Origin of the sequence: Dechloromonas sp. CZR5, from assembly GCF_008711155.1 — a bacterium.
In the GTDB taxonomy this organism is placed as follows: Bacteria; Pseudomonadota; Gammaproteobacteria; order Burkholderiales; family Rhodocyclaceae; genus Azonexus.
The window spans coordinates 259,717-284,593 of the sequence record NZ_VUYQ01000002.1; the positions used below are offsets into that span (position 1 = coordinate 259,717).

Consider the following 24,877-nt stretch of genomic DNA (forward strand, 5'->3'; position numbering starts at 1 on the left):
CATGACATCACGCAATCAACAGCTATTTGAACGCGCCCAGAAGCACATCCCGGGCGGTGTCAATTCGCCGGTACGCGCCTTCCGCTCGGTCGGCGGCACGCCGTTGTTTTTCCAAAAGGGCGCCGGGGCCAAGGTGCAGGATGCCGATGGCAAGTGGTACACCGACTATGTCGGTTCCTGGGGCCCGATGATCCTCGGCCACGCCCATCCGGAGGTCATCGCCGCGGTGCAGGCTGCCGTCGTCGACGGCCTCTCCTTCGGCGCGCCGACCGAGAAGGAAGTCGAGATCGCCGACCTGCTGTGCGATCTGGTTCCGTCAATGGACATGGTGCGCCTCGTTTCCTCGGGCACCGAAGCGACGATGAGTGCCATCCGCCTGGCGCGCGGCTATACCGGCCGTGACATCCTGGTGAAGTTCGAGGGCTGCTACCACGGTCACGCCGACAGCCTGCTGGTCAAGGCCGGCTCCGGCCTGCTCACCTTCGGCAACCCGTCTTCCGGCGGCGTGCCGGCCGGCACCGTCGAAACGACCATGGTGCTCGCCTACAACGACCCCCAAGGTCTGGCCGAGGCCTTCAAGACCCATGGCGACAAGATCGCCGCCGTCATCGTCGAACCGGTGGTCGGCAACATGAACCTGATCGCCCCGACGCCCGAATTCCTGAAGGCCATGCGCGACCTGACCACACAATACGGTGCCGTGCTCATCTTTGACGAAGTGATGACCGGCTTCCGCGTCGGCCCGAAGAGTGCGCAGGGCCTGTTCGGCATCACGCCGGACCTCTCCACCTTCGGCAAGGTGGTCGGCGGCGGCATGCCGATGGGCGCCTTCGGCGGCCGCCGCGACATCATGGAAAAGATCGCGCCGCTCGGCCCGGTCTATCAGGCCGGCACGCTCTCCGGTAACCCGATTGCCACGGCTGCCGGTCTCGCCACTTTGAAACTGATCCAGGCACCGGGCTTCTACGAATCGCTGACGGCGAAGACCAAGGCGCTGTGCGACGGCCTGGTCGCTGCAGCCAGGAAACATGGCGTCGCCTTCTCGGCGCAGAACATCGGCGGCATGTTCGGCCTCTATTTCGCCGACGCCTGCCCGGCCAGCTACGATGCCGTGCTGGCCTGCGACAAGGAAGCCTTCAACCGCTTCTTCCATGCCATGATCGACGCCGGCCACTACTTCGCCCCGTCGGCCTTCGAAGCCGGCTTCGTCTCGGCTGCGCATACTGATGCCGACATCGCCGCCACCGTCACCGCGGCCGATGCCTGGTTCGCCAGCCTGAAGTGAGCTCGCTCCAGGCCTGGCTGGTTTTGCTGGTCGCCGGCATCTGCGAGGTCGGCTGGGCGGTCGGCATGAAATACACCGACGGCTTCAGCCGCCTGTGGCCGAGCGTGTGGACTGTGGCCCTGATGATCGCCAGCGTCATTCTGCTCGGCTGGGCGCTGAAAGTGTTGCCGCTGGGCACCGCCTATGCGATATGGACCGGCATCGGTGCGGTCGGCACGGCGATTCTGGGAATCTACCTTTTCGGCGAGTCGCGCGACGTGCTGCGCTTCGTCTGCATCGGGCTGATCGTCGCTGGCATCGTCGGCCTCAAGCTGGTAACGCCCGACAGCCATTGAGCGGCCCAGGGCGGCCGCGAGCCGCGCTTACATCAGGAACAGGGTCGCCAGGCCGAGAAAGATGAAGAAGCCCCCGGAGTCGGTCAGCGCGGTGATCATCACCGAGCCGCCGACGGCCGGGTCGGCGCCGAATTTCTGGCGCAGCAACGGGATGCCGACGCCCGCGGAAGCCGCCAGCAGGAGATTGAGCGTCATCGCGGCCGTCATCACGATACCCAGCTTGACGCTGCCGTAGAGCCACCACGCCGCGATACCCAGCAGCCCGCCCCAGATCAGGCCGTTGATGGTCGCCACGCCGAGTTCCTTGCGCAGCAGGCGACGCATGGCATCGGGCTGCACCTGACCCATGGCGATGGCGCGGACGATCATGGTGATCGTCTGGTTGCCCGAATTGCCACCGATCCCGGCGACGATGGGCATCAGCGCCGCCAGCGCCACCAGCTTCTCGATGGAGTCCTCGAACGCCCCGATCACGCGCGAAGCGATGAAAGCCGTCACCAGATTGATGGCCAGCCACGCCCAACGGTTTTTCACCGAGTCCCAGACCGAGGCGAAGATGTCTTCTTCCTCTTTCAGACCGGCGGCGGCCAGTTGTTCGTGCTCGGCTTCCTCGCGGATGTAGTCGACGACCTCGTTAACCGTCACCCGCCCGACCAGCTTGCCCTCGGGGTCCACCACCGGGGCCGACACCAGATCGTAACGTTCGAAGGCCTTGGCGGCCTCCTCGGCGAAATCGTCGGGTTCGAGCTCGACAAAATCGGTCTGCATCAGCGTGCCGACTTCAACATCGACCTCGTTGACCAGCAGGATATTGAGCGGAAGAACGCCCTTCAGGCGTTCGTCGCGGTCGACCACGAACAACTGGTCGGTGTGATCGGGCAACTCGTCGAAACGGCGCAGATAGCGCAGCACGACTTCGAGGGTGATGTCCTCGCGCACGGTCACCATGTCGAAGTCCATGATCGAGCCGACCGAGTCCTCGGGGTAGGACATCGCAGCCCGCAACTGCTCGCGCTCCTCGACCGACAGGCCGAGGAAGACGTCGTCGATGACGCCCTGCGGCAGGTCGGGCGCGAGATCGGCCAGTTCGTCGGCATCGAGCGTTTCGGCGGCGGCGACCAGTTCGGTGCGCTCCATCGACTCGATGAGGCTTTCCCGAACGGCATCCGAGACTTCGAGCAGAACCTCGCCTTCGAGTTCGGGATTGACCAGATCCCAGACGATCAGACGTTCGTCGGTGGGCAGCGCCTCCAGGATATAGGCGATGTCGGCCGGGTGCATGGGCTCCAGTCGGGCCTGCAGTTCGTGCAGATGCTGCTTGTGCACGATGTCCTCGACCAGGTCGTGGCGCGGCCCTTCCTGGCGATGCACCAGCTCTTCGACCAGCTTGTGCCGGGCGAGCAGGGTCTGCACCTCGGCGAGGCGCTCCTGCAAGTCTTCGGTGTCGGTCAGCTGGGCTTCTTCGCTCATGGTGCGGTGCGGCAAAAGGTCTGCCATTTTAGCACCGGGCGGATGACCGGGTTCCTACAAAATCACTGCGAAAAACCCCTGTTCGGGGAATATTTCACGGCACATCGGCACTCGCCATGCGACCGAGGATGATGGCCGTCTTTCGCCCCAACCCGGGCGCCGCCCGGTTGCGGTCGTAATAGCGGGGGTTGGGCACCATGCCGGCCAGCCGCGCCGCCTGCTCCGGCCCCAACTGGGCCGCAGCGACGTTGTAGTAGTAACGGGCCGCTGCTTCGGCACCGAAGACGCCGTTACCCCACTCGATCACATTCAGGTAAACTTCGAAGATACGCCGCTTGCTCCACAGGTTTTCGAGCATCAGGGTGATGATCGCCTCCTCGGCCTTGCGGAAATACGACTTGTTCGGCGTCAGGAAGAGATTCTTGGCCAATTGCTGGCTGATGGTCGAACCGCCCGCCACGAAACGCCCCTTCTTCTGGTTTTTTTCCAGGGCTTTTTGCATCCCCTCCCAGTCGAAGCCTTCATGATCGACGAACTTGGCGTCTTCGGCTGCGATGATCGCCCGTTTCAGATGAATCGAAATCCGCTCATAGGGAACCCACTGTTGCTTGAGTTGGGCCTGCGGATTCTTCACCCGTAATTCGGCGAGCCTGATCTCCATGAATTTCGTCTCACCCGGATTGACCCATCCCCAGAGCAAAACCCACCCCAGCAACCACAACTGCCACAACAGAAAAATGCCGACCAGGCCGAGCAGGCCCCATTTCAGCCAGCGGCCCAGCGTTTTCATCCGAGCAGCCCGGCACGCAGACCAGTCAGTACGGATGCCGTTTCCGGACGAACGCCGCGCCAGACGAAAAAGGCCTCGGCGGCCTGCTCAACCAGCATGCCCAGGCCGTCCGCGCAACGCCCCGCGCCCTGCTCGCGTGCCAGCTGGAGAAACGGCGTTTCTCCCTTGCCGTACATCATGTCGTAGGCCAGGCTACCGGACGCGAAGACCCCCTCGGGCAGAGGCAGGCTTTCGCCGGAGAGGCTGGCCGACGTCGCATTGATCAGCACGTCGAAGCATCGGCCGGCAAAACGCCCGAAATCGCCGCCCTCGACCGGTGCGAGATCGGCAAAGGCGGCAGCGAGCGCTTCGGCCTTGGCCGCGGTGCGATTGGCGATGGCCAGCGAAGCCGGCCTTTCGGCAAGCAGGGGAGCGATCACCCCGCGCGAAGCGCCCCCGGCGCCGATCAACAGGATGCGCTTGCCGGCCAGCGAAGAACCGAGGTTATGCGTAATGTCCCGTACCAACCCCGCGCCGTCGGTGTTGTCGCCGAAAATTTCGTTGCCGGCAAAGCACAAGGTATTCACCGCCCCTGCCCGCGCCGCCCGCTCGGAGAGGCGGGAGGCCAAGCGAAATGCCTCTTCCTTGAAGGGCACGGTGACGTTGGCCCCCTTGCCGCCCGCAGCAACGAATTCGGCTATGGCTTCAGCGAAGCCGTCGACCGGCGCCAGCCTCGCCTCGTAACGCATCGCCTGCCCCAGCGCTACGGCAAAGGCTGCGTGGATGTGCGGGGATTTGGAATGGGCAATCGGATTGCCGAATACGGCGTAAAGATTGGACATGGCAGCAGCGCGACGAGGGAGGAAGGGAATCGGAGAGGGAGGCTAACACGACGACCTCGTTACGGCCGCGTTACTTGCTGGCCGTATTCAGGGAATCGCCCTGCGTGAAATACCAGGTCCGTGCGAAAGACAGGACGGTCGCGCCGCCCAGGCCCTGCGCCGGGATGGCGCCGAAGGGAGCCGACATGCGCAGGATGCGCAAGGCGGCCTGATCGAGCACCTTGTGGCCGGAGGATTTCGAAATCTCGGCGTTGTACAGGCTGCCATCCTCGGCCCGCAATTCGACGAAGATGACTACCGCGCCATACAGCTTGCCACGCGCTTCCGGCGGGTAATTCAGGGTACCGATGCGTTCGATTTTCTGTTTCCACGCATCGAGATAGGCGGCCAGCACATACTCCTCGGTACGCGCCCCGACAAATTTCTTGCGCGGCTTCTTGCTGTATTCGTCGGCCGTCTTGGCGATCTCTCCTTCCAGGCGGGCCATCGCCCGCGCCGACTCGGCCAGGTCGAGACCACTGAGGCTGGGAGCGGGCTGCTCGCCGCCCGTCTTCTCGCTCGCCACCGTGCGCAGGCTCTTCGCCTGGGTCAGCAACTTCTGCTGCGCCGTTTCAAGCTCCTGCACGCGCCGCTGCATCTGCTGGAGATCGTTGCCCTCGGTTTGCTTATTGGTCGGCGGCAACGGGGTCTTGGCCCGGCGATTTTCGTCGGTATTGCCGCCGCCATCGAGGTTTGCCTGCGCCAGGGCTTGCGCATCGGACGGCTTGCGCGCCGACTTGGCATTGACCAGGATGATGTCCATGGCCCTTTCCTGCATGGCCTTCGACGCTTCCGGAAACTTGAAATGCAGGGTCAGCAACAGCGCGTGAACCGCCAGCGAGATAGCCAGGGCCGTCCACAGCCGGCGGTCCTGCTCGGCTGCACGGGCGCGTCGGGGACTGACCGCCGGCTTCACGCCTCCTCCTCCTCCACGGCTTCTGCGGCATTGCTGTCGCCCAATAAGCCAAGGAAACGACACGTCACTTCCGGTCCCAGCAGATCCATGCTCTCGACGGCCAGATGCACGCGCTGCCCCGGCAGCAGGTCCGCAGGCAAAGACGGCACGCGCAGCATCAATGGCAGGTGATCGAGCTTGACCAGCTGTTCGCGGCGCACGGTGGCATCGATCTCCGTCACCCCATGCTGCTGCAGCCAGCGCAGGCACCAGTAACGTTCCATCTGGCGCTGAAAATCGGCATAGGCACCGTAGGTCACCTCGAAATCGCGCAGCGCGCCGAACAGTTCGGCCGAGCGCTGGGCAAAGGCGGGAGTCTCGCCCTTCAGGCAGGCGATGAGCTGCCACTGATTGACCAGGTCGCAGTAACGGCGCAACGGTGAGGTCATCCACGCATATTGCGGCACACCCAGCCCTTCGTGCGGCAACGGCGAGGTGGTCATGCGCACCTTGCCCTGGGTCTGCGCCCGGTACATGCAGGCCACGTTCTTGTCGGCCAGCAGGCCGCCCCAGGTCGAATTGGCGACGATCATCAGTTCGGCGACCAGTTTGTCGAGCGGGCTGCCGCGCTTGCGCTCGCTGATCTCGACACGACAAGCATCCGGATCGGCCAGATCGCCAACGATGGCGAAGTTGTAGTCGTTGATGCCCTGCACGGCGGAAGGCTTGCCGCGCCGGCCCTCACAGGCGTTGGCAAAATGCCACAGATGCAGCAACTCATCCTTGAACGGCTGATCGGGCAGCGGCCCGCCGATGGTTTCCGCGTTGAACCATGGCTCGACTTCATGGTGACGCAGATTGGCGGCGATATGCACCATCTCCAGACGCGATTCGTGGCTGACGATTTCCAGCGATTCGTTGACGGTGAGATAGAGCGACACGGCCGGACAATCGACGCCGCCGGCCAGCGTGTAATTCTGGACCACCGAGTCGGGCAGCATGGTGATCTTGTTACCCGGCATGTAGACCGTCGACAGGCGCGCGCGCGCCACGCCGTCGAGCGGCGAACCATGCGCGATAGCCAGCCCCGGTGCGGCGATGTGGATGCCGATGCGGGAACCGATGCCGGGCAGTTTGACGACGGAGAGCGCATCGTCGATTTCGGTCGTATGGGCGTCGTCGATCGAGAAGGCGCGTACATCAGCCTTTGGCAGGTCGGCCGGCAGCACGGGGGCCTCCAGCGCAGGAAAAGCCACACCTTTCGGGAATTGCTCGTGCAGGAAACGCTTGTAGTGCAAATGGTAGGCGGACTTGATCGCTCCGCACTTGAACAGCAGTTGGGCTGCCGTCAGGCCGGTTTCGGAACAGGCCGTCTCGAAGGCCTTGGTTTCCGGTTTGTTGCGATCCGGCGCGTAGAGCAAGGCATCCGTCAGGGCGCCGATTTCCGGCGGCAGGCGGAATGCCTTGAGTTCGCTTATCCAGCCTTCGATGGCGAGCGCTTGCTGACGCTTTTTTTCAAGACTGGCCAGAGCAGCTGCGAGAATGTCGGGAGGCGCCTTGCGGAAGCGGCCCTTGCCTTTGCGATGGAAATAGACGGGCGCGGCGTGCAGGGCAAGCAGCACCGCCGTCGCTTCGACCGGGGCGGGGTCGTGTCCGTAGTAATCACGGGCAAAATCCAGAAACGAAAATTCGCCATCGCTGACGCACTCCCACAGGAAATCTGCTTCGATCTCTTCGGCCAGCGGCGTCGCCTGCTCCAGCAGGGCGCCCGCCGAGGGCTTTTCGAAACGCAACAACACGGTTGCCGCCTTGATCTTGCTCCGCTTGCCGGTGGGCATTTCAACCTGCAACGAGCTATCGTTGTCGGCCATGATGCTACCGGCCTTGAAGCCGCCATCTTCTTCAAACAATACGTTCATCGGCGGATTATAGCCCAGCGAATTCAATGATTTGCGATACGAAATCGGGAAACTTCGTGAAGCTGTGGTCACCGCCCGGCAGGATGGTTTGCCGACAGCCGGCGTAGAAGGCCTCGGCCTGGCGAACATCGAGCACCTCGTCGCCCGTTTCGGCCAGCAACCAGTAGCGCGCCGGCACCGGGGGACGCACCTGGGCTTTCAATTGCACAGCATGGGCTTCGCTGAACGTGAAGGCTTCGCCGGAATGAAAGTTGACGTGATCGCCGACGAACAGGCCGAGATCGAGCCGGTCGATCACCGCCGGGTTGATCAGCACGGCCCGGAGATCGTGCCTTTCGGCCAGATGATTGGCATAGTGCCCCCCCAGCGACGAGCCCACCAGCAAGACCCTGCCGTCCGCCTCTTCGATCAGTGCGTCAGCGCAGGCGACCGCCTCGTCCGGCACCGGCGACAGTTGCGGACAGGCAAAATGCCCCGCCAGTCCCCGGCGCGCCATTTCCTCGCCGAGCAGGCGCGATTTCCAGGAAGCCGGCGACGAGCAGAAGCCGTGCAGATAAAGGATCAGTGGGCCGTCCATTGCACCCAGCCGAAGTGGGCCGTGGTCAGCACGACGATACCGAAGACGATGCGATACCAGGCGAAGGGCACGAAATCATGGCTGGAGATGAAGCGCAGCAACCAACGCACGCACAGGAAGGCAGAAATGAAGGCGGAAATGAAGCCGACCACCCACATGCCGATATCGTCGATGCTGAGCAGCGCCCGCTCCTTGTAGAGCTGATAGACGGTCGCCACGCCCAGCGTGGGAATGGCCAAAAAGAATGAAAATTCGGTGGCCGCCTTGCGCGACAGACCAAACAGCAACCCGCCGATAATCGTGGCGCCGGAACGCGAGGTCCCCGGAATCAGCGCAAAGGCCTGGGCGATGCCGAGCTTCAGCGCATCGACCAGCGTCATGTCCTCGACCCTTTCGACTCGAATCTTGTGCTCGCGCTTTTCGGCCCACAGGATCACGAAGGCGCCGAGAATGAAGGTTGTCGCCACGGCAATCGGGTTGAACAGATTGGCCTTGATCGCCTTGCCGAAGGTCAGGCCGAGAATGGCCAGTGGCAGGAAGGCGACAAACAGGTTGAGGATGAATTTCTGCGCCGCCTTGTCGCTGAAGGCACCTCGCGCGACGACCAGCAGACGCTCACGATACTCCCAGACGACGGCGAGAATCGCACCGGACTGGATCACGATTTCGAACAACTTGCCGCGATCGTCGTTGAAATCCAGCAAATCACCAGCCAGGATCAGATGCCCGGTCGACGAGATCGGAAGGAATTCGGTCAGCCCCTCGACAATGCCGAGAATGAGCGCCTTGAGCAGGAGGATCGGATCCATGGAATGCAGCCAAGTTGGGGAGGCCGCATTCTACTATCCCGGACGGGTAGCCGCTTCCAGATTCGCCAGCCAGATCAGTGCGTGCTCACGCGACTCGCCGCACATTTCCGGCGACGGTTGCAGGCCACTGCAGCAATCCGGCCGTTCGGGGCGGCCAAAAATCGCACATCGCAACCGGTCGTCAAGATGCGCGCAAGGCTGCCCTGGCAGTTTGTTCAATGAAGAAATCGACGGCGCAATGCAACAGGCGCCACAGCCGGGACGACAATCCATCCTGCCCTCAGCGTCCGCTTAGCAGGCGCAGGCCGAGCAGCAGAAAAATGCCGCCGGCGACACGTTCCAGCCACGCCGAAAAACCGGGACGGCGCGCCAGTCGCTCTCCCAGAGCGCCGGCAAAAACACCGATCAACGCAAAAACCACCGCTGCCTGCAGCGTGAAAACGACGCCCAACTGCACGATCTGCCACGCCGCATCACCGCGCCCGGCCTCCACGAACTGCGGCAGGAAGGCAAGAAAGAACAGCACCACCTTGGGATTGATCGCATTGGCCAGCAGGCCGCGCCGGAACAGCCGTGCGCAACTGTCGGCCGGCACGCTGACCGGCGCCACACCCGCCGGCGCAGCATGGCGTATGGCCTGAACACCCAGCCAGACCAGATACAGGCCGCCGGCAATACGCAAGGCGCCAAACGCCAGATCGGAAGCGACGATCAGCGCCCCCACCCCAAGCGCCGCCAGCACGGTGTGATTCAGACAGCCCGCCGCACACCCCAAACCAAACGCAACCCCCTGCTTGCGCCCGCGCGCCATGCCCAGACCGAGCACCAGCAGGTTATCCGGCCCCGGCGCCAGCGTCAGCAAAACCGATGCAGTAATGAAAGGGGGCAGTTGGGAGGAAGAGAGAAAGATGTCCATGGCGCAAGGTTAAATAAAAACAGCGGGAACAAATGCCCGCCGTTTTTCATCCCGGATCAGTCGATCCGGCGTAGGGGCTTCAAACCTTCCGATAAACCTCCGCGCCGGTCTTCACAAATTCGACCGCCTTGGTCTCCATGCCCTTCTCCAGCGCCTCGGCTTCGCCGATGCCCTGTTGCGCAGCGAAGTCGCGCACGTCCTGCGTGATCTTCATCGAGCAGAAGTGCGGGCCGCACATCGAGCAGAAGTGGGCGACCTTGGCCGATTCCTTGGGCAGGGTTTCGTCGTGGAATTCGCGGGCCTTGTCCGGATCGAGGCCGAGATTGAACTGGTCTTCCCAGCGGAATTCGTAACGCGCCTTCGAGAGCGCGTTATCGCGAATCTGCGCGCCGGGGTGGCCCTTGGCGAGGTCGGCGGCGTGCGCGGCGAGCTTGTAGGTGATGATGCCTTCCTTGACGTCGTCCTTATCCGGCAGGCCGAGGTGTTCCTTGGGCGTCACGTAGCAGAGCATCGCAGTGCCGTACCAGCCGATCATCGCCGCGCCGATACCGCTGGTGATGTGGTCGTAGCCCGGCGCGATGTCGGTGGTCAAGGGGCCGAGGGTGTAGAACGGGGCTTCCTTGCAGTATTCCAGCTGCAGGTCCATGTTCTCCTTGATCAGGTGCATCGGCACGTGACCCGGGCCTTCGATGATGGTCTGCACGTCGTGCTTCCAGGCGATCTCGGTGAGTTCGCCGAGTGTCTTCAGTTCGCCCAGCTGCGCTTCGTCATTGGCGTCGTAGATCGAACCGGGACGCAGGCCGTCACCGAGGCTGAAGGCGACGTCGTAGGCCTTCATGATTTCGCAGATTTCCTCGAAATGGGTGTAGAGGAAGCTTTCCTTGTGGTGCGCCAGACACCACTTGGCCATGATCGAACCGCCACGGCTGACGATGCCGGTCATCCGGTTGGCAGTCATCGGGATATAGCGCAGCAGCACGCCGGCGTGGATGGTGAAGTAGTCGACGCCCTGCTCGGCCTGTTCGATCAGTGTGTCGCGGAAAATTTCCCAGGTCAGGTCCTCGGCCTTGCCGTTCACCTTCTCCAGCGCCTGGTAGATGGGGACCGTGCCGATCGGCACCGGGCTGTTGCGGATGATCCACTCGCGGGTTTCGTGGATGTTCTTGCCGGTCGACAGATCCATCACCGTGTCACCGCCCCAGCGGATCGACCAGGTCATTTTCTCGACTTCTTCCTGAATGGAGGAACCGAGTGCCGAGTTGCCGATGTTGGCGTTGATCTTGGTGAGGAAATTGCGGCCGATGATCATCGGCTCGCTTTCAGGGTGGTTGATGTTGTTCGGGATGATGGCGCGGCCACGGGCAACTTCGCTACGCACGAATTCCGGGGTGATTTCTTCCGGAATGGCGGCACCGAAGCTCTGGCCCGGGTGCTGGCGCCCCAGCAACTTGGCCATCTTCTCGCCCATCGGGCCGGTGGCCTTCAGCGATTCGATGTAGGCGCGGCGATTCAGGTTTTCGCGGATGGCGACGTATTCCATCTCCGGCGTAATGATGCCCTTGCGTGCGTAGTGCATCTGCGACACATTGGCACCGGCCTTGGCGCGGCGCGGCTTGCGGTGCAGGCCGGGGAAGCGCAGTTCATCGAGCGCCTGGTCGGCGGCACGCTGGCGGCCGTATTCGGAGGTCAGGTCGGCCAGTTCCTCGGTGTCGTTGCGCTCGGCGATCCACTGGGCGCGCAGCGCGGGCAGGCCGGAACGGATGTCGATCTTGGCGGTCGGATCGGAATAGACGCCGGAACAGTCGTACACAAAAATCGGCGGATTTTTTTCGCCACCCATGCCGGTCGGCGTATCGGACTGGCTGATTTCGCGCATCGGAACCTGGATATCCGGGCGCGAACCCTCGATGTAGACCTTGCGGGAATTGGGCAGCGGCTGGATGGCAGCCTCGTCGACGTGGGCGTTGGCGGCGAGGAATTGTTCTTTGGCGTTCATTGAAGCTCCATGCATGAGTGCAACCGGTAAGACGGGCAAGGAGCGATCTGGTTCCAACGACAGAATTCGTTTCCCTACGACGGCATGACCCGGTCAGGTTCGAAGGGTATTTCTCAGCCTGCTTGTCCGCCGGCACCCCTAACGAGTGGGCTGCAAGTTACTGGAAATACAGGCAAAATGCAAGGAATGACAAAGTCCGCTCAAGATTTTCAGAAATCAGCCGAAATATCGTGGACAAGACGCGGAATTCTAAAGAAAAACCTAGGGAAACAAGATGCGCAAGCTGATCATTGCCGGCCTGATGGCCACCCTGCCCTGGAGCACATGGGCTGCCCCGACCTGGCAAGTCATATCGTCCGAACCCGGCAAGCGCATCGAACTCGACCGGACCAGCCTGAAACGCGACGGCAACACGGTGCAAGCTCAAGGCCGCGTCGTCCTCGAGAAAGAGCTGACTGACGCAAAATCCGGTGCCGGTTATCGCGTCATCGAAGCCATCACCCGCTACGACTGCAGCACGCGCAACGCCAGTACCATCAAGCGCATTTTCAAGAAGAACGAATCCGACGTCATCCGCGAGGAAGACATCAAGGGTGCCGAGTTGCCCGTCCGCTCGGGCACGCTGGACGACAAGGTACTGCGCGAAGTATGCCGCCCGCCGAAGGACAGTCCTGCCGAGCTGGCCCAAAAAGCAAACGAAGCCGGGGCCGAGCTGAAAGCCGCCAACGAAGCGACACTCAAGAAAGAAATGGCCAAGGCCGAAAAGCCCACTCCCATCAAGGCTGCCGACACCTCCGCCAAGGAGTCCGAACACTCGGCCATTCCGTCGATTCGCCCCAATCTGAAGGCAGCGCTCGAAGCCTCTCGCGAGCCCCAGAAGGAGGTCGCAAAAGAACCCTCGCCGGCCGCAAGCGCACCAGCTGCCAAGCCTCCTGCCCCGGCGCCGGCTCCTGTTGCTGCGGCGCCCAAGGCGCAGGCCGTTGTCGTTCTCACCCCCAAGACGCCAGCCGTCAGGCCGAAAAAGGCAACCAAATCCGAAGGCTATATGCTGGAACTCGCCCAGAATGAACCGGCGATGCAGCACGCCAACATCCACTGGGACTACGAAGGCATGGGCGGCCCGGAAAACTGGGGCAAGCTGGACCCGCGCAACAAACTGTGCGCCACCGGCGAACGCCAGTCACCCATCGACATCAAGGATGGCATCAAGGTTGACGTCGAACCGATCAAGTTCAAATATCAACCCTCCACATTCCGTATCGTCGATAACGGACACACCATCCAGGTCGAAGCGGGAGAAGGCTCGATCTCCCTGACCGGGAAAACCTACGAGTTGGTGCAGTTCCACTTCCACCGCCCGTCGGAAGAGAAGGTCAATGGCCAGCGTTTCGACATGGTTGTCCATCTGGTGCACAAATCCGACGAAGGCCAGCTCGCCATTGTTGCCGTGCTGCTCGAACGCGGCAACGAAAACCCCTTCATCCAGACGCTGTGGAACAACATGCCGCTGGAAAAGAACATGCCGGTTGCGCCGCCAGTCGCCACAATCGATCTGAACGCCTTGCTTCCGACCTCACGTAACTATTACACCTACATGGGTTCGCTGACCACGCCGCCTTGTACCGAAGGCGTGCTGTGGCTGGTCATGAAGCAGCCGGTGCAGGTCTCGCAGGATCAAATCAACATTTTCAGCCGCCTGTATCGCAACAACACCAGACCCATCCAGCCGTCTGGCGGTCGCCTGATCAAGGAAGGTCGTTGACCTGAGCGGAAACGCAGTGGTAACTTAATGACCAAAGAGTCATTAAGTTACCCATGTCTTCGCCCCCAGCCCCCCGCAAACGCCGCAAGGAAGCCCGCCCGTCGGAGTTGCTTGCGGCCGCCCTCGATCTTTTCGTCGAGAAAGGCTACGCCGCCACGCGACTGGAAGACGTCGCATCCTGCGCTGGCGTTTCCAAGGGCACCCTTTATCTGTACTACGAAAACAAGGAAGCGCTGTTCAAGGCTGTCATACAGGAAGGTATCGTCCCGGTCATCGCCGAAAACGAAGCCATCGCCGCCCAGCATACGGGCAGCAGCTTCGACTTGATGGAAAAGCTGCTCGCCAACTGGTGGATCAAAATCGGCCTGACTGCCTTTGCCGGGATACCCAAACTGATGGTGGCCGAGGCACGGAATTTCCCCGAACTCGGGCGCTACTACGTGGAGAATGTCATCAACCGCGGCCGCGCCCTGGTTGGTAGCGCACTGAAGCGCGGCATGGCCAGCGGCGAGTTCCGAAGCATGGATGTCGAAACGACCATCGATGTCGTGATTGCGCCGATCCTGATGCTGCTGATCTGGCGCTACTCGATGAGTTGCTGCGTCGAAAACGACGACAATCCGCAGCAATACCTGCAGATTCACATGGATCTCCTGCGCCACGGTTTGTGCCAGATGAAAAAGGAGAGTCGGGTATAATTTTGATTTGTCGGAATCAATATATTAGCCTGTGCTAATATTATGCCTGCGGAGACCCCAATGAACATCGAGCAAGCACGTTTCAACATGATCGAACAGCAGATCCGTCCCTGGGATGTTCTGGATCCGCAGGTTCTCGACCTTCTTTTTGTCGTCAAGCGCGAAGACTTCGCACCTGCTGCATATCGCAACCTGGCATTCGCCGACATGGAAATCCCGATCGGCAGCGGCCAGACCATGCTGGCCCCGAAAATCGAAGCCAAGATGCTGCAGGAACTCGGCATCAAGAAAACCGACAAGATCCTGGAAATCGGCACCGGCAGCGGCTACATGGCCGCCTTGCTGGCCGCTCGTGCCGAACATGTGGTGACCGTCGAAATCCGTCCGGAAATTGCCGCAACCGCCAAGGAAAATCTGGCACGCGCCGGTGTCGGCAACGTTTCGGTTGAAGTGGGCAACGGCATTGACGGCTGGTCGCAGCGTGGCCCCTACGATGCCATCGTCGTTTCCGGCTCCGTTCCCACCGTCTCCCCCTCCCTGCTCAAGCAATTGCGCGTCGGCGGCCGTCTCGCCGTCATCACCGGTGAAGCGCCGGTGATGGAAGCCCAGTTGATCACCTGCACGGCTGAGGGAACCTACAACACCGTCAACCTCTTCGAGACCGTCGTTCCGGCGCTCGATGGCGCTGACGCCAAAGATCAATTCTCCTTCTGATGCAACAGCTTCGCGTACAGCAACTTGCCGAATGGCTGGCCGACGAAAACCGGCCCGACCCCGTCCTGCTTGATGTACGCGAACCGTGGGAAACGGAGCTCTGCCAGTTGGCGGGCTCCCTGCACATCCCGATGCATCTCGTTCCGGTACGCTGCGAGGACATCGACCCCAGCCGCGATGTCGTGGTGATTTGCCACCACGGCAGTCGCAGCCTGCAGGTCGCCATATTCCTCGAACGTAAGGGCTTCGGCTCGGTGCTCAACCTGATGGGGGGTGTCGATGCATGGGCAGGGGAAATCGATCCAAATATGCGTCGTTACTGAGGATGTCATGAAAAAACTGGCCTGGCTTTTCCTCTCCCCCCTGATCGCCACCCCGCTCTGCGCCGCCGACCTGATGCAGGTTTATCGCGACGCCCAGACCAACGACCCGACTTTCGCAGCCGCCCGCGCAACGCTCGACGCCGGACAGGAAAAGCAACCGCAGGCGCGCGCCGGCCTGTTGCCCAGTCTCTCGCTCTCGGGCAATACGACGTGGAATGAAAACGAGCTGTCCACGCACAACGGCCCGACTTTCGCCAAGCCGAAATACAACGCCAACGGTTACCAGCTCACCCTGTCGCAACCTTTGTTCCGCTGGCAGAACTGGATTGCCTACGACCAGTCCAAGATGCAGGTTGCCCAGGCCGAGGCCAATTTCGGCTTGGCCCGGCAGGATTTGATCCTGCGTGTCGCCCAGGCTTATTTCGACGTACTTTACGCCCAGGAAAGCCTGGCCGCCGTAAAAGCCAACAAACAGGCCATTGCCCAGCAGCTGGAGCTCGCGAAAAAGAGCTTCGAGGTCGGCACGGCGACCATCACCGATACGCACGAAGCGCAGGCACGCTACGACCTGGCCAGCGCTCAGGAAATCGCCGCCGAAAGCGATCTCGAGGTCAAGCTACGCGCCCTGCAGGCCATCATTGGCCAGGAGCCCGGCGCCCTCGCCCAACTGCGCAAGGCGGCTGAACTGACTGCTCCGCAACCGGGCAACATGGCGGAATGGGTCAACGCAGCCGAAACCGGCAGCCTGAACGTACAGGTCCAGCAATACAACGCAAGCATCGCCGCCCGCGAAGTCGACAAGCAGCGCGCCGGGCATTACCCGACCATCGATGCGGTCGCCAACGTCGGCCACTCTAAGAGCTATACACCGGCCTTCGGCACGTATGACACCGAATATCAAAACGTCGGCATCCAGCTCACGATCCCGCTCTTCCAGGGTGGTTTCACCGCATCCCGCCAGCGCGAGGCCAGCGCCAATCGCGCCGCCTCCGAATCAGCGCTTGAAGCGGCCAAACGCGGTGCCGCCCTGGGTGCCCGGCAATCCTATCTCGGAGTCGTCAACGGCTTGGCACAGGTCAAAGCCTTGAAGGCAGCACTGATTTCGTCGCAATCGGCACTGGAATCGAACAAACTGGGCTACGAGGTCGGCGTGCGCATCAACATCGACGTGCTGAACGCCGAGAATCAGGTCTACGTAACCCGCCGTGACCTCGCGAAGGCCACGCTCGACACGCTGATGGCACAGCTGCGCCTGAAGTCGACCACCGGCGCCCTCGGCGACGATGATATCGCCCAGATCAACGCGCTGCTCGACCCGACCACCGCGCAATAAGCCCCAGCATACGCTCTGCGGCCCCCTGATGGGCTCGGGCAAACTCGGCCGAAGCCCGGCGCATCGCATCCAGGCGGCCGGCATCCCGCAACAAGGCGGCAACAAGCTCCCCTAGCGCGTCGGCATCGCCAACGCGCTGCGCCGCGCCGGCAGCGATGGCGTCCTCGGTAGCCTGCAGGAAATTGAAGGTATGCGGCCCGACCACTACGGGGCATCCGCAGGCGGCCGCCTCAATCAGATTCTGCCCACCCAGCGGCAGGAGGCTGCCACCGATGAAGGCAAGGTCGGCCAGGCTGTAGTAAGCAGCCATCTCGCCCATGCTGTCACCCAGCCAGACCGCCGTGTCGCCATCCGGCAAGCTCTCGCTGCGGCGAACCGAAGGCAAGCCTTGCTGCCGCAGCAGCGCAGCCACTTCGTCAAAACGCTGCGGATGGCGAGGCACCAGCACCAGCAAGGCATCGGGAAGGGCGGCACGACGCCATGCCTCGAGAATCAGGGCTTCCTCTCCCTCGCGGGTACTCGCTGCCAGCCATACCGGGCGCGAGCCGATCGCCTGACGCCATTGTTGCCCCAAGGCGATCTTGTCTGCCGGCGGACGGACGTCGAATTTGAGGTTGCCGGCCACCTCGATCTCTTTGACACCCAAGGCAAGCAGCCGGTCTGCATCTCCCCGGGTCTGGGCTGCCACCCCGGAGAGTACCGCAAAGGCAGGCCCGACAAGGCGCCGGAAACGACCGTAACCCCGCGCCGAGCGCGCTGACAGCCGGGCATTGGCGAGCACGACCGGCACGCCGGCCTGCCGGGCCGCCTGCAACAGATTCGGCCAGATTTCGGTTTCCATCAGGACCCCGAATACTGGTGAAAAATGCCGAAAGAAGCGGGCCACCGACCCGGGATAGTCGTAAGGCAGGTAAGCCTGGATGACGCGCTCGCCATAGACCTCGCGACCGGCAGCCCGTCCGGTCGGCGTCATGCCGGTAAGCAGGATGCGGTGATCGGGCCAGCGAGCCATCAGGCCCTCGATGAGCGGCTGGGCGGCCCGCGTCTCGCCGACCGAAACGGCATGCACCCAGATCAGCTTCGATGGCACCGCCCCCGGATAAAAACCATAGCGCTCCCCGAGATGCTGCAGGTATTCCGGCTGCTTGCGACCGCGCCAAGCCAGGCGCAGCCAGATCAGCGGCGTAATCGCATACAGCAACAGCGAATAGGCCAGGCGGACCATCAGGTGAGCACCCCCTGCAATTCGCCAAGCACCGCGTCGGCCGAAGGCGTTTGCGCCTTCCCTCCAAGGTTGCGATGGAAACCCGCCCCCAGAACACCGGTCAGGCCGGGATCGGTCGCGGTGTAGATGGCCACGGTCGGCGTTTTCAGGGCAACCGCCAGGTGCGTCAGCCCGGTATCGACACCGACCGCCGCACGCGCCCCGGACAACAACGAGGCCAGCTCGGAAATGCTCATCGGCGGGGCCGCCAGCGCACCGGGAATGGCCGCCGCCAGACGCGCGGCCCGCTCGCGCTCAAGCGCGCTGCCGCCGGGAAGGACAGCGCTGAATCCCTGGCTGTTGAGCGAACGCCCCAGCGTGAGCCAGTTGGCTTCCGGCCACAGTTTGTCGTCGCGGCTGGTCGCCGTCAGAAAAACGGCATAAGGGCGATGCGGCAACCAGGAAAAGCTGGCCGGCGGCGTTTCGATACCGTAATCCGGCTCGCCTTCGATCTGGTAACCGAGCGCCGCAGCAACCAGGCGGCGATTGCGTATTACGGCATGCAGATCGCGGGAAACATGGAAATGACGGTTGTACCAGCGGGCTGCCGCCGGCTCGCGGGCGGCGTCGGCCGCATAGCCAAGGCGCGGCCCCTTCGCCCGACTGGCGATCAGCGCACTTTTCAGCAGTCCCTGCGTGTCGATGATCGCATCGTAGGTTTCGCTCGCCAGCTGGCGGCGGAATTCGGCCATTTCCCGCCAGGTTGCGGCCTGGAGCAATTTCTTGCGCCAACGCCGAACGGCGACGGGAATTACACGTCCAACCCCCGGATGCAAGCGCGGAATGGCCGAAAAGCTTTCCTCCACGCACCAGTCGATCTGCGCCTGCGGAAAATGCCGGCGGATATCGCTGATGACCGGCAGATTGTGTATAACATCGCCGAGCGAGGAAGTTTTCACGATCAAAATGCGCATCGGCAGATAAAATCACGACTTTCGAAGCCGCAATTATAAATGCCAGCCACGCGTCAGCCGCTTTCCGTTGCGATCATCACGCTCAATGCCGCCTCCCAGTTGGAGGACTGCCTGAAAAGCGCGCGCTTTGCCGACGACATCGTGGTGGTCGACTCCGGCAGCACGGATGACACGCAGGCGCTGGCGATGCGCTACGGCGCCCGGGTCATCGATCAGCCCTGGCTGGGTTTCGGACCCCAGAAACAGTTTGCCGTCGAATCGGCCAAACACGACTGGGTTCTCTGCCTGGATGCCGACGAACGCGTATCGCCCGATCTGCAGGAATCCATCGAGCACGCCCTGCGGGAACCGGTTGCCAGCGCCTTCCGCTTTCCTCGCTGCAACAATTTCCTCGGCCGTTACCTGAAACACGGCGAAGGCTACCCCGACTGGTCCCTCCGCCTGTTCGACCGCCGTCACGCCCGCTGGTCCGACGATGCGGTGCATGAAAAAGTCATCACCGAAGCCGCCGTCGGCACCCTGAAGGGCGACTTGCTCCACGACTCGGCCGAGACACTGGCCGCCTACCTGACCAAGCAGAACCGCTACACCACGCTGGCTGCCGAAATGGCCCTGCAAGCCGGCAAGCGCGCATCGTTTGCGCGCATCGCGTTCAGCCCCATCGTCCGCTTCATCAAGTTCTACGTGATTCGCCAGGGTTTCCGCGATGGGCTTCCCGGCTTGATCCACATCGCCATCGGCTGCACGAACAGCTTTCTGAAGTATGCCAAGATGCTGGAACGGCAAAAATCCGATGCTGCGCTGCGGTAAAATATCGTGATAATTTCTTCGAGGTAGCTTTGTGAAAATTCTCGTCACCGGCGCCGCCGGATTCATCGGCATGACCACTTCCCTGCGCCTGCTGGCGCGTGGCGACGAAGTCGTCGGCCTCGACAATCTCAACGACTATTACGAGGTCTCGCTCAAGGAAAGCCGCCTGAAGCGCCTGACCGCGCTACCCGGCTTCCGCTTCGTCAAGCTCGACGTCGGCGACCGGGCCGGCATGGAAAAGCTGTTCGCCGAGGAAAAGTTCGACAAGGTCATCCATCTGGCCGCCCAGGCCGGTGTGCGTTATTCGATCCAGAATCCGCACGCCTATGTTGATAGCAATCTGGTCGGGTTCATCAACATTCTCGAAGGCTGCCGTCACAACAAGGTCCAGCATCTGGTCTACGCCTCCAGTTCCAGCGTCTACGGCGGCAACACCAAGATGCCCTTCTCCGAGCACGACAGCGTGGACCACCCGGTCAGCCTGTACGCGGCGACCAAGAAGGCCAACGAACTGATGGCCCATACCTACAGTCACCTTTATGGCCTGCCGACCACCGGCCTGCGCTTCTTTACGGTCTACGGTCCGTGGGGTCGCCCGGACATGGCGCTTTTCCTGTTCACCAAGGCCATCCTCGAAGGCCGGCCGATCGACGTCTTCAACCATGGCAACATGAAGCGCGATTTCACCTACGTTGACGACATCGTCGAAGGCGTGATCCGCGTGCTAGACCGCAATGCTGCGGCCAACCCGGACTACGACCCGATTGCCGCCGATCCGGCAACCAGCAACGTGCCCTACCGCGTCTTCAACATCGGCAACAACAATCCGGTGCAATTGCTCGACTTCATCGGTGCCATCGAGGAAGCGCTGGGCCAGAAGGCCGAGAAGCGCCTGCTCCCGCTGCAGGATGGCGACGTGCCGGCCACCTACGCCAATACCGATCAACTCAACGACTGGGTCGGCTTCGTCCCGGGCACCACGGTACAGGAAGGCGTCGCTCGCTTCGTCGCCTGGTATCGCGATTACTACAAGGTCTAAGGAACAGCTATGTGCGGCATCGTCGCGGCAGCAGCCGGCAGCAACATCGTCCCCGTCCTCGTCGAGGGCCTGAAGAAGCTTGAATATCGCGGCTATGACTCGGCCGGCCTCGCCGTCATCGGCGGCAACGGCATCGAACGGGTTCGCTCGGTCGGCCGCGTCGCCGAACTGGAATCCGCCTCGGCCAGCACGCAAGCGGTCACCGGCATTGCCCACACGCGCTGGGCGACGCATGGCGTGCCCTGCGAGCGCAATGCCCATCCGCACGTTTCCGGCACCATCGCCGTCGTCCATAACGGCATCATCGAAAATTACGAAAGCCTGCGCAGCGAACTGACGGCCCAGGGCTACGCGTTCACCTCGGACACCGACACCGAAAGCATCGCCCACCTCATCCAGTCGCTACTCAAAACCGAGCCCGACCTGTTCAAGGCCGTTCGCCTCGCCTGCCAACGCCTGGTCGGCGCCTACGCCATTGCCGTCATCGACCACACCCAACCAGGCAAGATCATCGTCGCGCGAGAGGGTTCGCCGCTGCTGCTGGGCGTTTCCGACACCGGCAACTACGCCGCATCCGACGCTTCTGCGCTGCTGCAGGTTACCCGCAACATGGTCTACCTGGAAAACGGCGACATCGCCGAACTGGCTGCCGACCGGGTCAGCATCTCCCGCCTCGACGGCACGCCCGTCGAGCGTCCTGTCCATGTCTCCCAACTGTCGGCGGCAGCCGTCGAACTCGGCACCTATCGGCACTACATGCAGAAGGAAATCTTCGAGCAGCCGGAAGCCCTGGCCAACACGCTGGAAATCGTCGGCGGCAGCAAGACCATCCAGCCGGGCATTTTCGGTGCCGAAGCCGGCAATTTGCTGACCGATGTCGACCACATCCTGATCCTGGCCTGCGGCACCAGCAGCCACTCCGGCTATACCGCCCGCTACTGGCTGGAGGCAATCGCCGGCGTCCCCTGCACCGTCGAAATCGCCAGCGAATACCGCTATCGCAGCTCGGTGGCCAACCCGCGTCAGTTGGTCGTCGCCATTTCGCAATCTGGCGAAACCGCCGACACACTGGCCGCCTTGCGCCACGCCAAGTCCCTCGGCCAAACGAAGACGCTGGCCATCTGCAACGTGCCGGAATCGGCCATCGTCCGCGAATGCGCCCTGCGCTTCATCACCCGCGCCGGCCCGGAAATCGGCGTCGCATCGACCAAGGCCTTCACCACCCAGCTGGCCGCTCTCTTCCTGCTGACCTTGGTCATGGCCAAGGTCAAGAATCGCCTCACGCCAGAACAGGAAGGCGCCTTCATCGACCAGTTGCGCCACTTGCCAGTGGCCGTCAACAAGGTGCTGGAGCTCGAACCGGAAATCGAAATCTGGTCGAAGCGCTTTGCCGACAAGCAGCACGCCCTCTTCCTGGGTCGCGGTCGCCATTACCCGATCGCCCTCGAAGGGGCGCTCAAGCTCAAGGAAATCTCCTACATCCACGCCGAAGCCTATCCGGCCGGCGAGTTGAAGCACGGCCCGCTGGCGCTCGTTGATGCCAACATGCCGGTCATCTCGGTTGCCCCGAACGACCAGTTGCTCGACAAGCTGAAATCCAACCTGAAGGAAGTCCAGGCCCGTGGCGGCGAGTTGTATGTTTTCGCCGACGCCGATTCGGAAATTCCGGAATCGGAAGGTGTGCACATCCTGCGCCTGCCCGAGCATTACGGCGAGCTGTCGCCGATTCTGCACGTTATTCCGCTGCAACTGCTGTCGTACCACGCCGCGCTGGTCAAGGGCACCGACGTGGACAAGCCGCGCAATCTGGCCAAATCGGTCACCGTCGAATAAGTCCGATGGCCACCTACGCCATCGGCGATATCCAGGGCTGCTACGACTCGCTGCAGCGGCTCCTGGCGCTTTGCGCTTTCGACCCGAGCCATGATCGCCTTTGGCTGGTCGGCGATCTGGTCAACCGGGGCCCGAAATCGCTGGAGACGCTACGCCTGATCAAGTCGCTCGGCCCGGCGGCGACGACCGTGCTCGGTAATCACGATCTCTATCTGCTGATGGTCGCCGAGGGCGGCGCCAAGTTCCGTGGCAAGGACGATACCCTGCAGGAGATTTTCGACGCCCCCGACTGTGCCGAACTGCTCGACTGGCTGCGCCACCAGCCGCTCTGTCACACTGAAGACGAATATTGCCTGGTACATGCCGGACTCCTGCCGCAATGGACGGCATCCCGGGCCCGGGAACTTGCCCGCGAGGTCGAAGCGGCCCTGCAAGGCCCCGCCTTCCGCGAATTCATCCTCAATTTGTGGGGTAGCGAACCGGCCGGTTGGTCGGACGATCTGAGCGACTGGCCCCGCCTGCGCGTCATCGTCAATGCCATGACCCGCATGCGTTTCTGCACGCCCGACGGCGTCATGGAATTCAAGGCCAAAGGCAAGCTGAGCAACGCACCGGAAAATCACCTACCCTGGTTCGACCTGCCGAACCGCCAACACGCCGATGCTGTGCTGGTCACCGGCCATTGGTCGGCACTGGGGCTGAAGGTCACGCCGAATCTGCTGGCGCTCGACTCGGGCTGCCTGTGGGGTGGACATTTGACGGCCGTTCGCCTGGAAGACCGCAAGGTGTATCAGGTGGACTGTTCGCCATCGGAAGCCCAGCCCCTAAAGCAATAGCTTCGCGAGCCTGCGTCGCCACCAGCTTCCGGTCCTCGCCATTCAGGCCGCGCAGGGGCGTCGTCACCAGCCGGGCGATCAGGCGCTTGCGCCTCAGAATGGCCCGCGTGCACTGACCCAGGGAAATATCGCCATCGTAGCGCGGCGCCAGACTGCGCTGCCCATCCAGCTCCCAGTAGGAAATCGCCACCGGCAGGACCGGATGCCCGGCACTCAGGGCCGGCTGCAACAGGGCAGCATGGAAATGCAGCAGACTCCGCCCATCCGTCGTCGTGCCCTCGGGGAAGACGGCGACGTGGCGCCCTTGGTCGAGGAGGGCGGCAATTTCCTGATTGACGATTTTTGCGTGACCGCGGCTGCCACGGCGCAAGAAGACCGTATCGTTCTTCGCCGCCAGCCAGCCGATCAACGGCCAGGTCCGGACCTCCGCCTTGGAGACGAAGGCCGACGGCAGGGCAGCATTGATGACGTAGATGTCGATCCACGAGATGTGATTGGCGACGATCAGGGCACCGGGAACCGCGTGCGTCAGATCGGCCTCGACCTCGACCCCGAGGGTATCGAGCAGCGCGCCGGCCCAACTCGCTTTCAGGCGCAGCCTGGCAGTTGTACTGCAGACCGGAAAAATCAGCAGGGTGACGATGATGCTGCTGATGATCAGCAGGATCAGGCGAAAAATCCGGAAGGCGCGAAGCGCAAAATTGGTTTCGTTCAGTCTGCTTGTCCGAAATAGTGCTTGGCGTAACGTCCAGCCACCTTGGCCATGGGCATCAGGATGGGCAGGTCGGCCGTATTGAAATCGGGGTCCCAGGCTGGTTCGCCGCAAATCCAGGCTCCGGCACGCAGGTAGCCCTTGATCAACGGCGGCACCTCGGCCGGACGATCCTGCTGCAGCGCAGCCAGGGGCAGCGGACAACGCGGGAAGACGCGATATTCCTGCGGCCCGAGGTGATCCACAGCCAGCCGATTATACAAGCTGGCCGCGGCGTGGCCACCGTCGGCCATGCTGATCGAGGCACACCCCATCAGGTAGTCGTGGCCGCGCTCGACCATGTACTGGGCCAAGCCGGACCACAGCAAGGTAATGGTGGCGCCGGTCCGGTAATCCGGATGCACGCACGAGCGGCCGATTTCGACGAGACGCGAGCGCAGGTGCTGCAAACGGGTCAGGTCGAACTCGTTTTCGGAGTAATAACCGACCTGGCGCGCGTTGTCCGGCGACAGGATGCGATAGGTGCCGACGATCTCGCCGGTCTGCGTATCGCGCACGACGAGATGCTCGCAATACGGGTCGTAGATATCGTGATCGACACCCGGCGTCCGGCTGGGCAGGTTGGCGCCCATTTCGCCGGCAAAGACCCGATGGCGCAGACGCTGCGCATCGAGAATGTCGCTGGCGCTACGCGCAAATCCGACCGTCAGGCTTCTTTTTTCGGGGCGGGTACGCCCGGCATTCTTTTGAACATTTTCCATCTTGTTCTCCTTTTAATCCTGGAGAA

Annotated in this window: 23 protein-coding genes, 1 pseudogene and 1 riboswitch; of the genes and pseudogenes, 11 read left to right on the forward strand and 13 right to left on the reverse strand. The window is 62.4% G+C overall.

Annotation, left to right across the window (positions count from 1 at the left end; genetic code table 11):
* The first annotated feature begins 1 nt into the window (after position 1).
* Positions 2–1,285, forward strand: coding sequence for a glutamate-1-semialdehyde 2,1-aminomutase (gene hemL / locus F1002_RS06295; protein WP_150428167.1), 1,284 nt, complete (start codon positions 2–4; stop codon positions 1,283–1,285).
* A complete protein-coding gene (sugE, locus tag F1002_RS06300; protein WP_150428168.1) occupies positions 1,282–1,620 on the forward strand; it encodes a quaternary ammonium compound efflux SMR transporter SugE in 339 nt (112 codons plus the stop codon). The genes hemL and sugE overlap by 4 nt, the downstream gene beginning before the upstream one ends.
* 27 nt (positions 1,621–1,647) lie before the next feature.
* On the opposite strand, the gene mgtE is transcribed toward sugE, so the two are convergent.
* From mgtE to thiC, 9 genes are all read right to left on the reverse strand, one after another.
* A complete protein-coding gene (gene mgtE / locus F1002_RS06305; RefSeq protein ID WP_150428642.1) occupies positions 1,648–3,090 on the reverse strand; it encodes a magnesium transporter in 1,443 nt (480 codons plus the stop codon).
* 94 nt (positions 3,091–3,184) lie between these two features.
* Complete coding sequence (mtgA, locus tag F1002_RS06310; protein ID WP_150428169.1) at positions 3,185–3,880, reverse strand: monofunctional biosynthetic peptidoglycan transglycosylase; 696 nt, start codon at positions 3,878–3,880, stop codon at positions 3,185–3,187.
* Positions 3,877–4,701: a shikimate dehydrogenase gene (gene aroE / locus F1002_RS06315; RefSeq protein ID WP_150428170.1), complete on the reverse strand. Its 825-nt coding sequence runs from the start codon at positions 4,699–4,701 to the stop codon at positions 3,877–3,879. Before aroE ends, mtgA begins: the two co-directional genes overlap by 4 nt.
* 70 nt (positions 4,702–4,771) lie before the next feature.
* Positions 4,772–5,656, reverse strand: coding sequence for an energy transducer TonB (locus F1002_RS06320; RefSeq protein ID WP_223879489.1), 885 nt, complete (start codon positions 5,654–5,656; stop codon positions 4,772–4,774).
* The gene (locus tag F1002_RS06325) at positions 5,653–7,554 is read right to left on the reverse strand and encodes a ribonuclease catalytic domain-containing protein (protein WP_150428171.1); all 1,902 of its coding nucleotides are present in this window, start codon (positions 7,552–7,554) and stop codon (positions 5,653–5,655) included. The genes F1002_RS06320 and F1002_RS06325 overlap by 4 nt, the downstream gene beginning before the upstream one ends.
* 7 nt (positions 7,555–7,561) lie before the next feature.
* Positions 7,562–8,131 (reverse strand): YqiA/YcfP family alpha/beta fold hydrolase, encoded by a 570-nt coding sequence (locus tag F1002_RS06330; protein WP_191090323.1) that lies wholly within the window; start codon positions 8,129–8,131, stop codon positions 7,562–7,564.
* Positions 8,116–8,940, reverse strand: coding sequence for an undecaprenyl-diphosphate phosphatase (locus F1002_RS06335; RefSeq protein ID WP_150428172.1), 825 nt, complete (start codon positions 8,938–8,940; stop codon positions 8,116–8,118). Before F1002_RS06335 ends, F1002_RS06330 begins: the two co-directional genes overlap by 16 nt.
* A 280-nt stretch (positions 8,941–9,220) precedes the next feature.
* On the reverse strand, positions 9,221–9,856 hold the full coding sequence (locus F1002_RS06345) for a LysE family translocator (protein WP_150428174.1): 636 nt from the start codon (positions 9,854–9,856) through the stop codon (positions 9,221–9,223).
* 79 nt (positions 9,857–9,935) lie between these two features.
* The gene (gene thiC, locus F1002_RS06350; protein WP_150428175.1) at positions 9,936–11,852 is read right to left on the reverse strand and encodes a phosphomethylpyrimidine synthase ThiC; all 1,917 of its coding nucleotides are present in this window, start codon (positions 11,850–11,852) and stop codon (positions 9,936–9,938) included.
* Between the two features lie 54 nt (positions 11,853–11,906).
* Positions 11,907–12,002, reverse strand: a riboswitch (TPP riboswitch).
* 124 nt (positions 12,003–12,126) lie between these two features.
* Between thiC and F1002_RS06355 the strand changes: the two genes are divergently transcribed.
* Genes F1002_RS06355 through F1002_RS06375 form a run of 5 tightly spaced genes read left to right on the forward strand, consistent with a single transcriptional unit; the run spans position 12,127 to position 16,682 of the window.
* Positions 12,127–13,614: a carbonic anhydrase gene (locus F1002_RS06355; protein ID WP_150428176.1), complete on the forward strand. Its 1,488-nt coding sequence runs from the start codon at positions 12,127–12,129 to the stop codon at positions 13,612–13,614.
* Positions 13,615–13,667: 53 nt separating this feature from the next.
* Positions 13,668–14,312, forward strand: a complete 645-nt coding sequence (locus F1002_RS06360; RefSeq protein WP_150428177.1) for a TetR/AcrR family transcriptional regulator — start codon at positions 13,668–13,670, stop codon at positions 14,310–14,312.
* 60 nt (positions 14,313–14,372) lie between these two features.
* The gene (locus F1002_RS06365; protein WP_150428178.1) at positions 14,373–15,026 is read left to right on the forward strand and encodes a protein-L-isoaspartate O-methyltransferase; all 654 of its coding nucleotides are present in this window, start codon (positions 14,373–14,375) and stop codon (positions 15,024–15,026) included.
* The gene (locus F1002_RS06370) at positions 15,026–15,349 is read left to right on the forward strand and encodes a rhodanese-like domain-containing protein (RefSeq protein WP_150428179.1); all 324 of its coding nucleotides are present in this window, start codon (positions 15,026–15,028) and stop codon (positions 15,347–15,349) included. The genes F1002_RS06365 and F1002_RS06370 overlap by 1 nt, the downstream gene beginning before the upstream one ends.
* A gap of 7 nt (positions 15,350–15,356) precedes the next feature.
* The gene (locus tag F1002_RS06375; RefSeq protein WP_150428180.1) at positions 15,357–16,682 is read left to right on the forward strand and encodes a TolC family outer membrane protein; all 1,326 of its coding nucleotides are present in this window, start codon (positions 15,357–15,359) and stop codon (positions 16,680–16,682) included.
* Here F1002_RS06375 and waaA read toward each other — a convergent pair.
* Together waaA and waaC are read right to left on the reverse strand one after the other, a co-directional pair.
* Complete coding sequence (waaA, locus tag F1002_RS06380) at positions 16,648–17,910, reverse strand: lipid IV(A) 3-deoxy-D-manno-octulosonic acid transferase (protein WP_223879513.1); 1,263 nt, start codon at positions 17,908–17,910, stop codon at positions 16,648–16,650. The genes F1002_RS06375 and waaA overlap by 35 nt on opposite strands.
* A complete protein-coding gene (gene waaC / locus F1002_RS06385) occupies positions 17,907–18,845 on the reverse strand; it encodes a lipopolysaccharide heptosyltransferase I (protein WP_255584456.1) in 939 nt (312 codons plus the stop codon). Before waaC ends, waaA begins: the two co-directional genes overlap by 4 nt.
* 54 nt (positions 18,846–18,899) lie before the next feature.
* On the opposite strand from waaC, the gene F1002_RS06390 reads away from it, so the two are divergent.
* The 4 genes from F1002_RS06390 to F1002_RS06405 are packed head-to-tail and all read left to right on the forward strand — an operon-like array spanning position 18,900 to position 23,378.
* Complete coding sequence (locus F1002_RS06390; protein WP_150428183.1) at positions 18,900–19,670, forward strand: glycosyltransferase family 2 protein; 771 nt, start codon at positions 18,900–18,902, stop codon at positions 19,668–19,670.
* A 31-nt stretch (positions 19,671–19,701) separates the two neighbouring features.
* On the forward strand, positions 19,702–20,709 hold the full coding sequence (locus tag F1002_RS06395; RefSeq protein ID WP_150428184.1) for an NAD-dependent epimerase: 1,008 nt from the start codon (positions 19,702–19,704) through the stop codon (positions 20,707–20,709).
* 9 nt (positions 20,710–20,718) lie between these two features.
* Positions 20,719–22,542: a glutamine--fructose-6-phosphate transaminase (isomerizing) gene (gene glmS / locus F1002_RS06400; protein WP_150428185.1), complete on the forward strand. Its 1,824-nt coding sequence runs from the start codon at positions 20,719–20,721 to the stop codon at positions 22,540–22,542.
* 5 nt (positions 22,543–22,547) lie between these two features.
* Positions 22,548–23,378: a symmetrical bis(5'-nucleosyl)-tetraphosphatase gene (locus F1002_RS06405; protein WP_150428186.1), complete on the forward strand. Its 831-nt coding sequence runs from the start codon at positions 22,548–22,550 to the stop codon at positions 23,376–23,378.
* A gap of 190 nt (positions 23,379–23,568) precedes the next feature.
* On the opposite strand, the pseudogene F1002_RS06410 reads toward F1002_RS06405, so the two are convergent.
* Both F1002_RS06410 and F1002_RS06415 read right to left on the reverse strand, forming a co-directional pair.
* Positions 23,569–24,204, reverse strand: a pseudogene (locus F1002_RS06410) (lysophospholipid acyltransferase family protein); the annotation flags it as partial.
* Positions 24,090–24,851, reverse strand: a complete 762-nt coding sequence (locus F1002_RS06415; RefSeq protein ID WP_150428187.1) for a GNAT family N-acetyltransferase — start codon at positions 24,849–24,851, stop codon at positions 24,090–24,092. The gene F1002_RS06415 and the pseudogene F1002_RS06410, both read right to left, overlap by 115 nt.
* Positions 24,852–24,877: the final 26 nt, after the last annotated feature.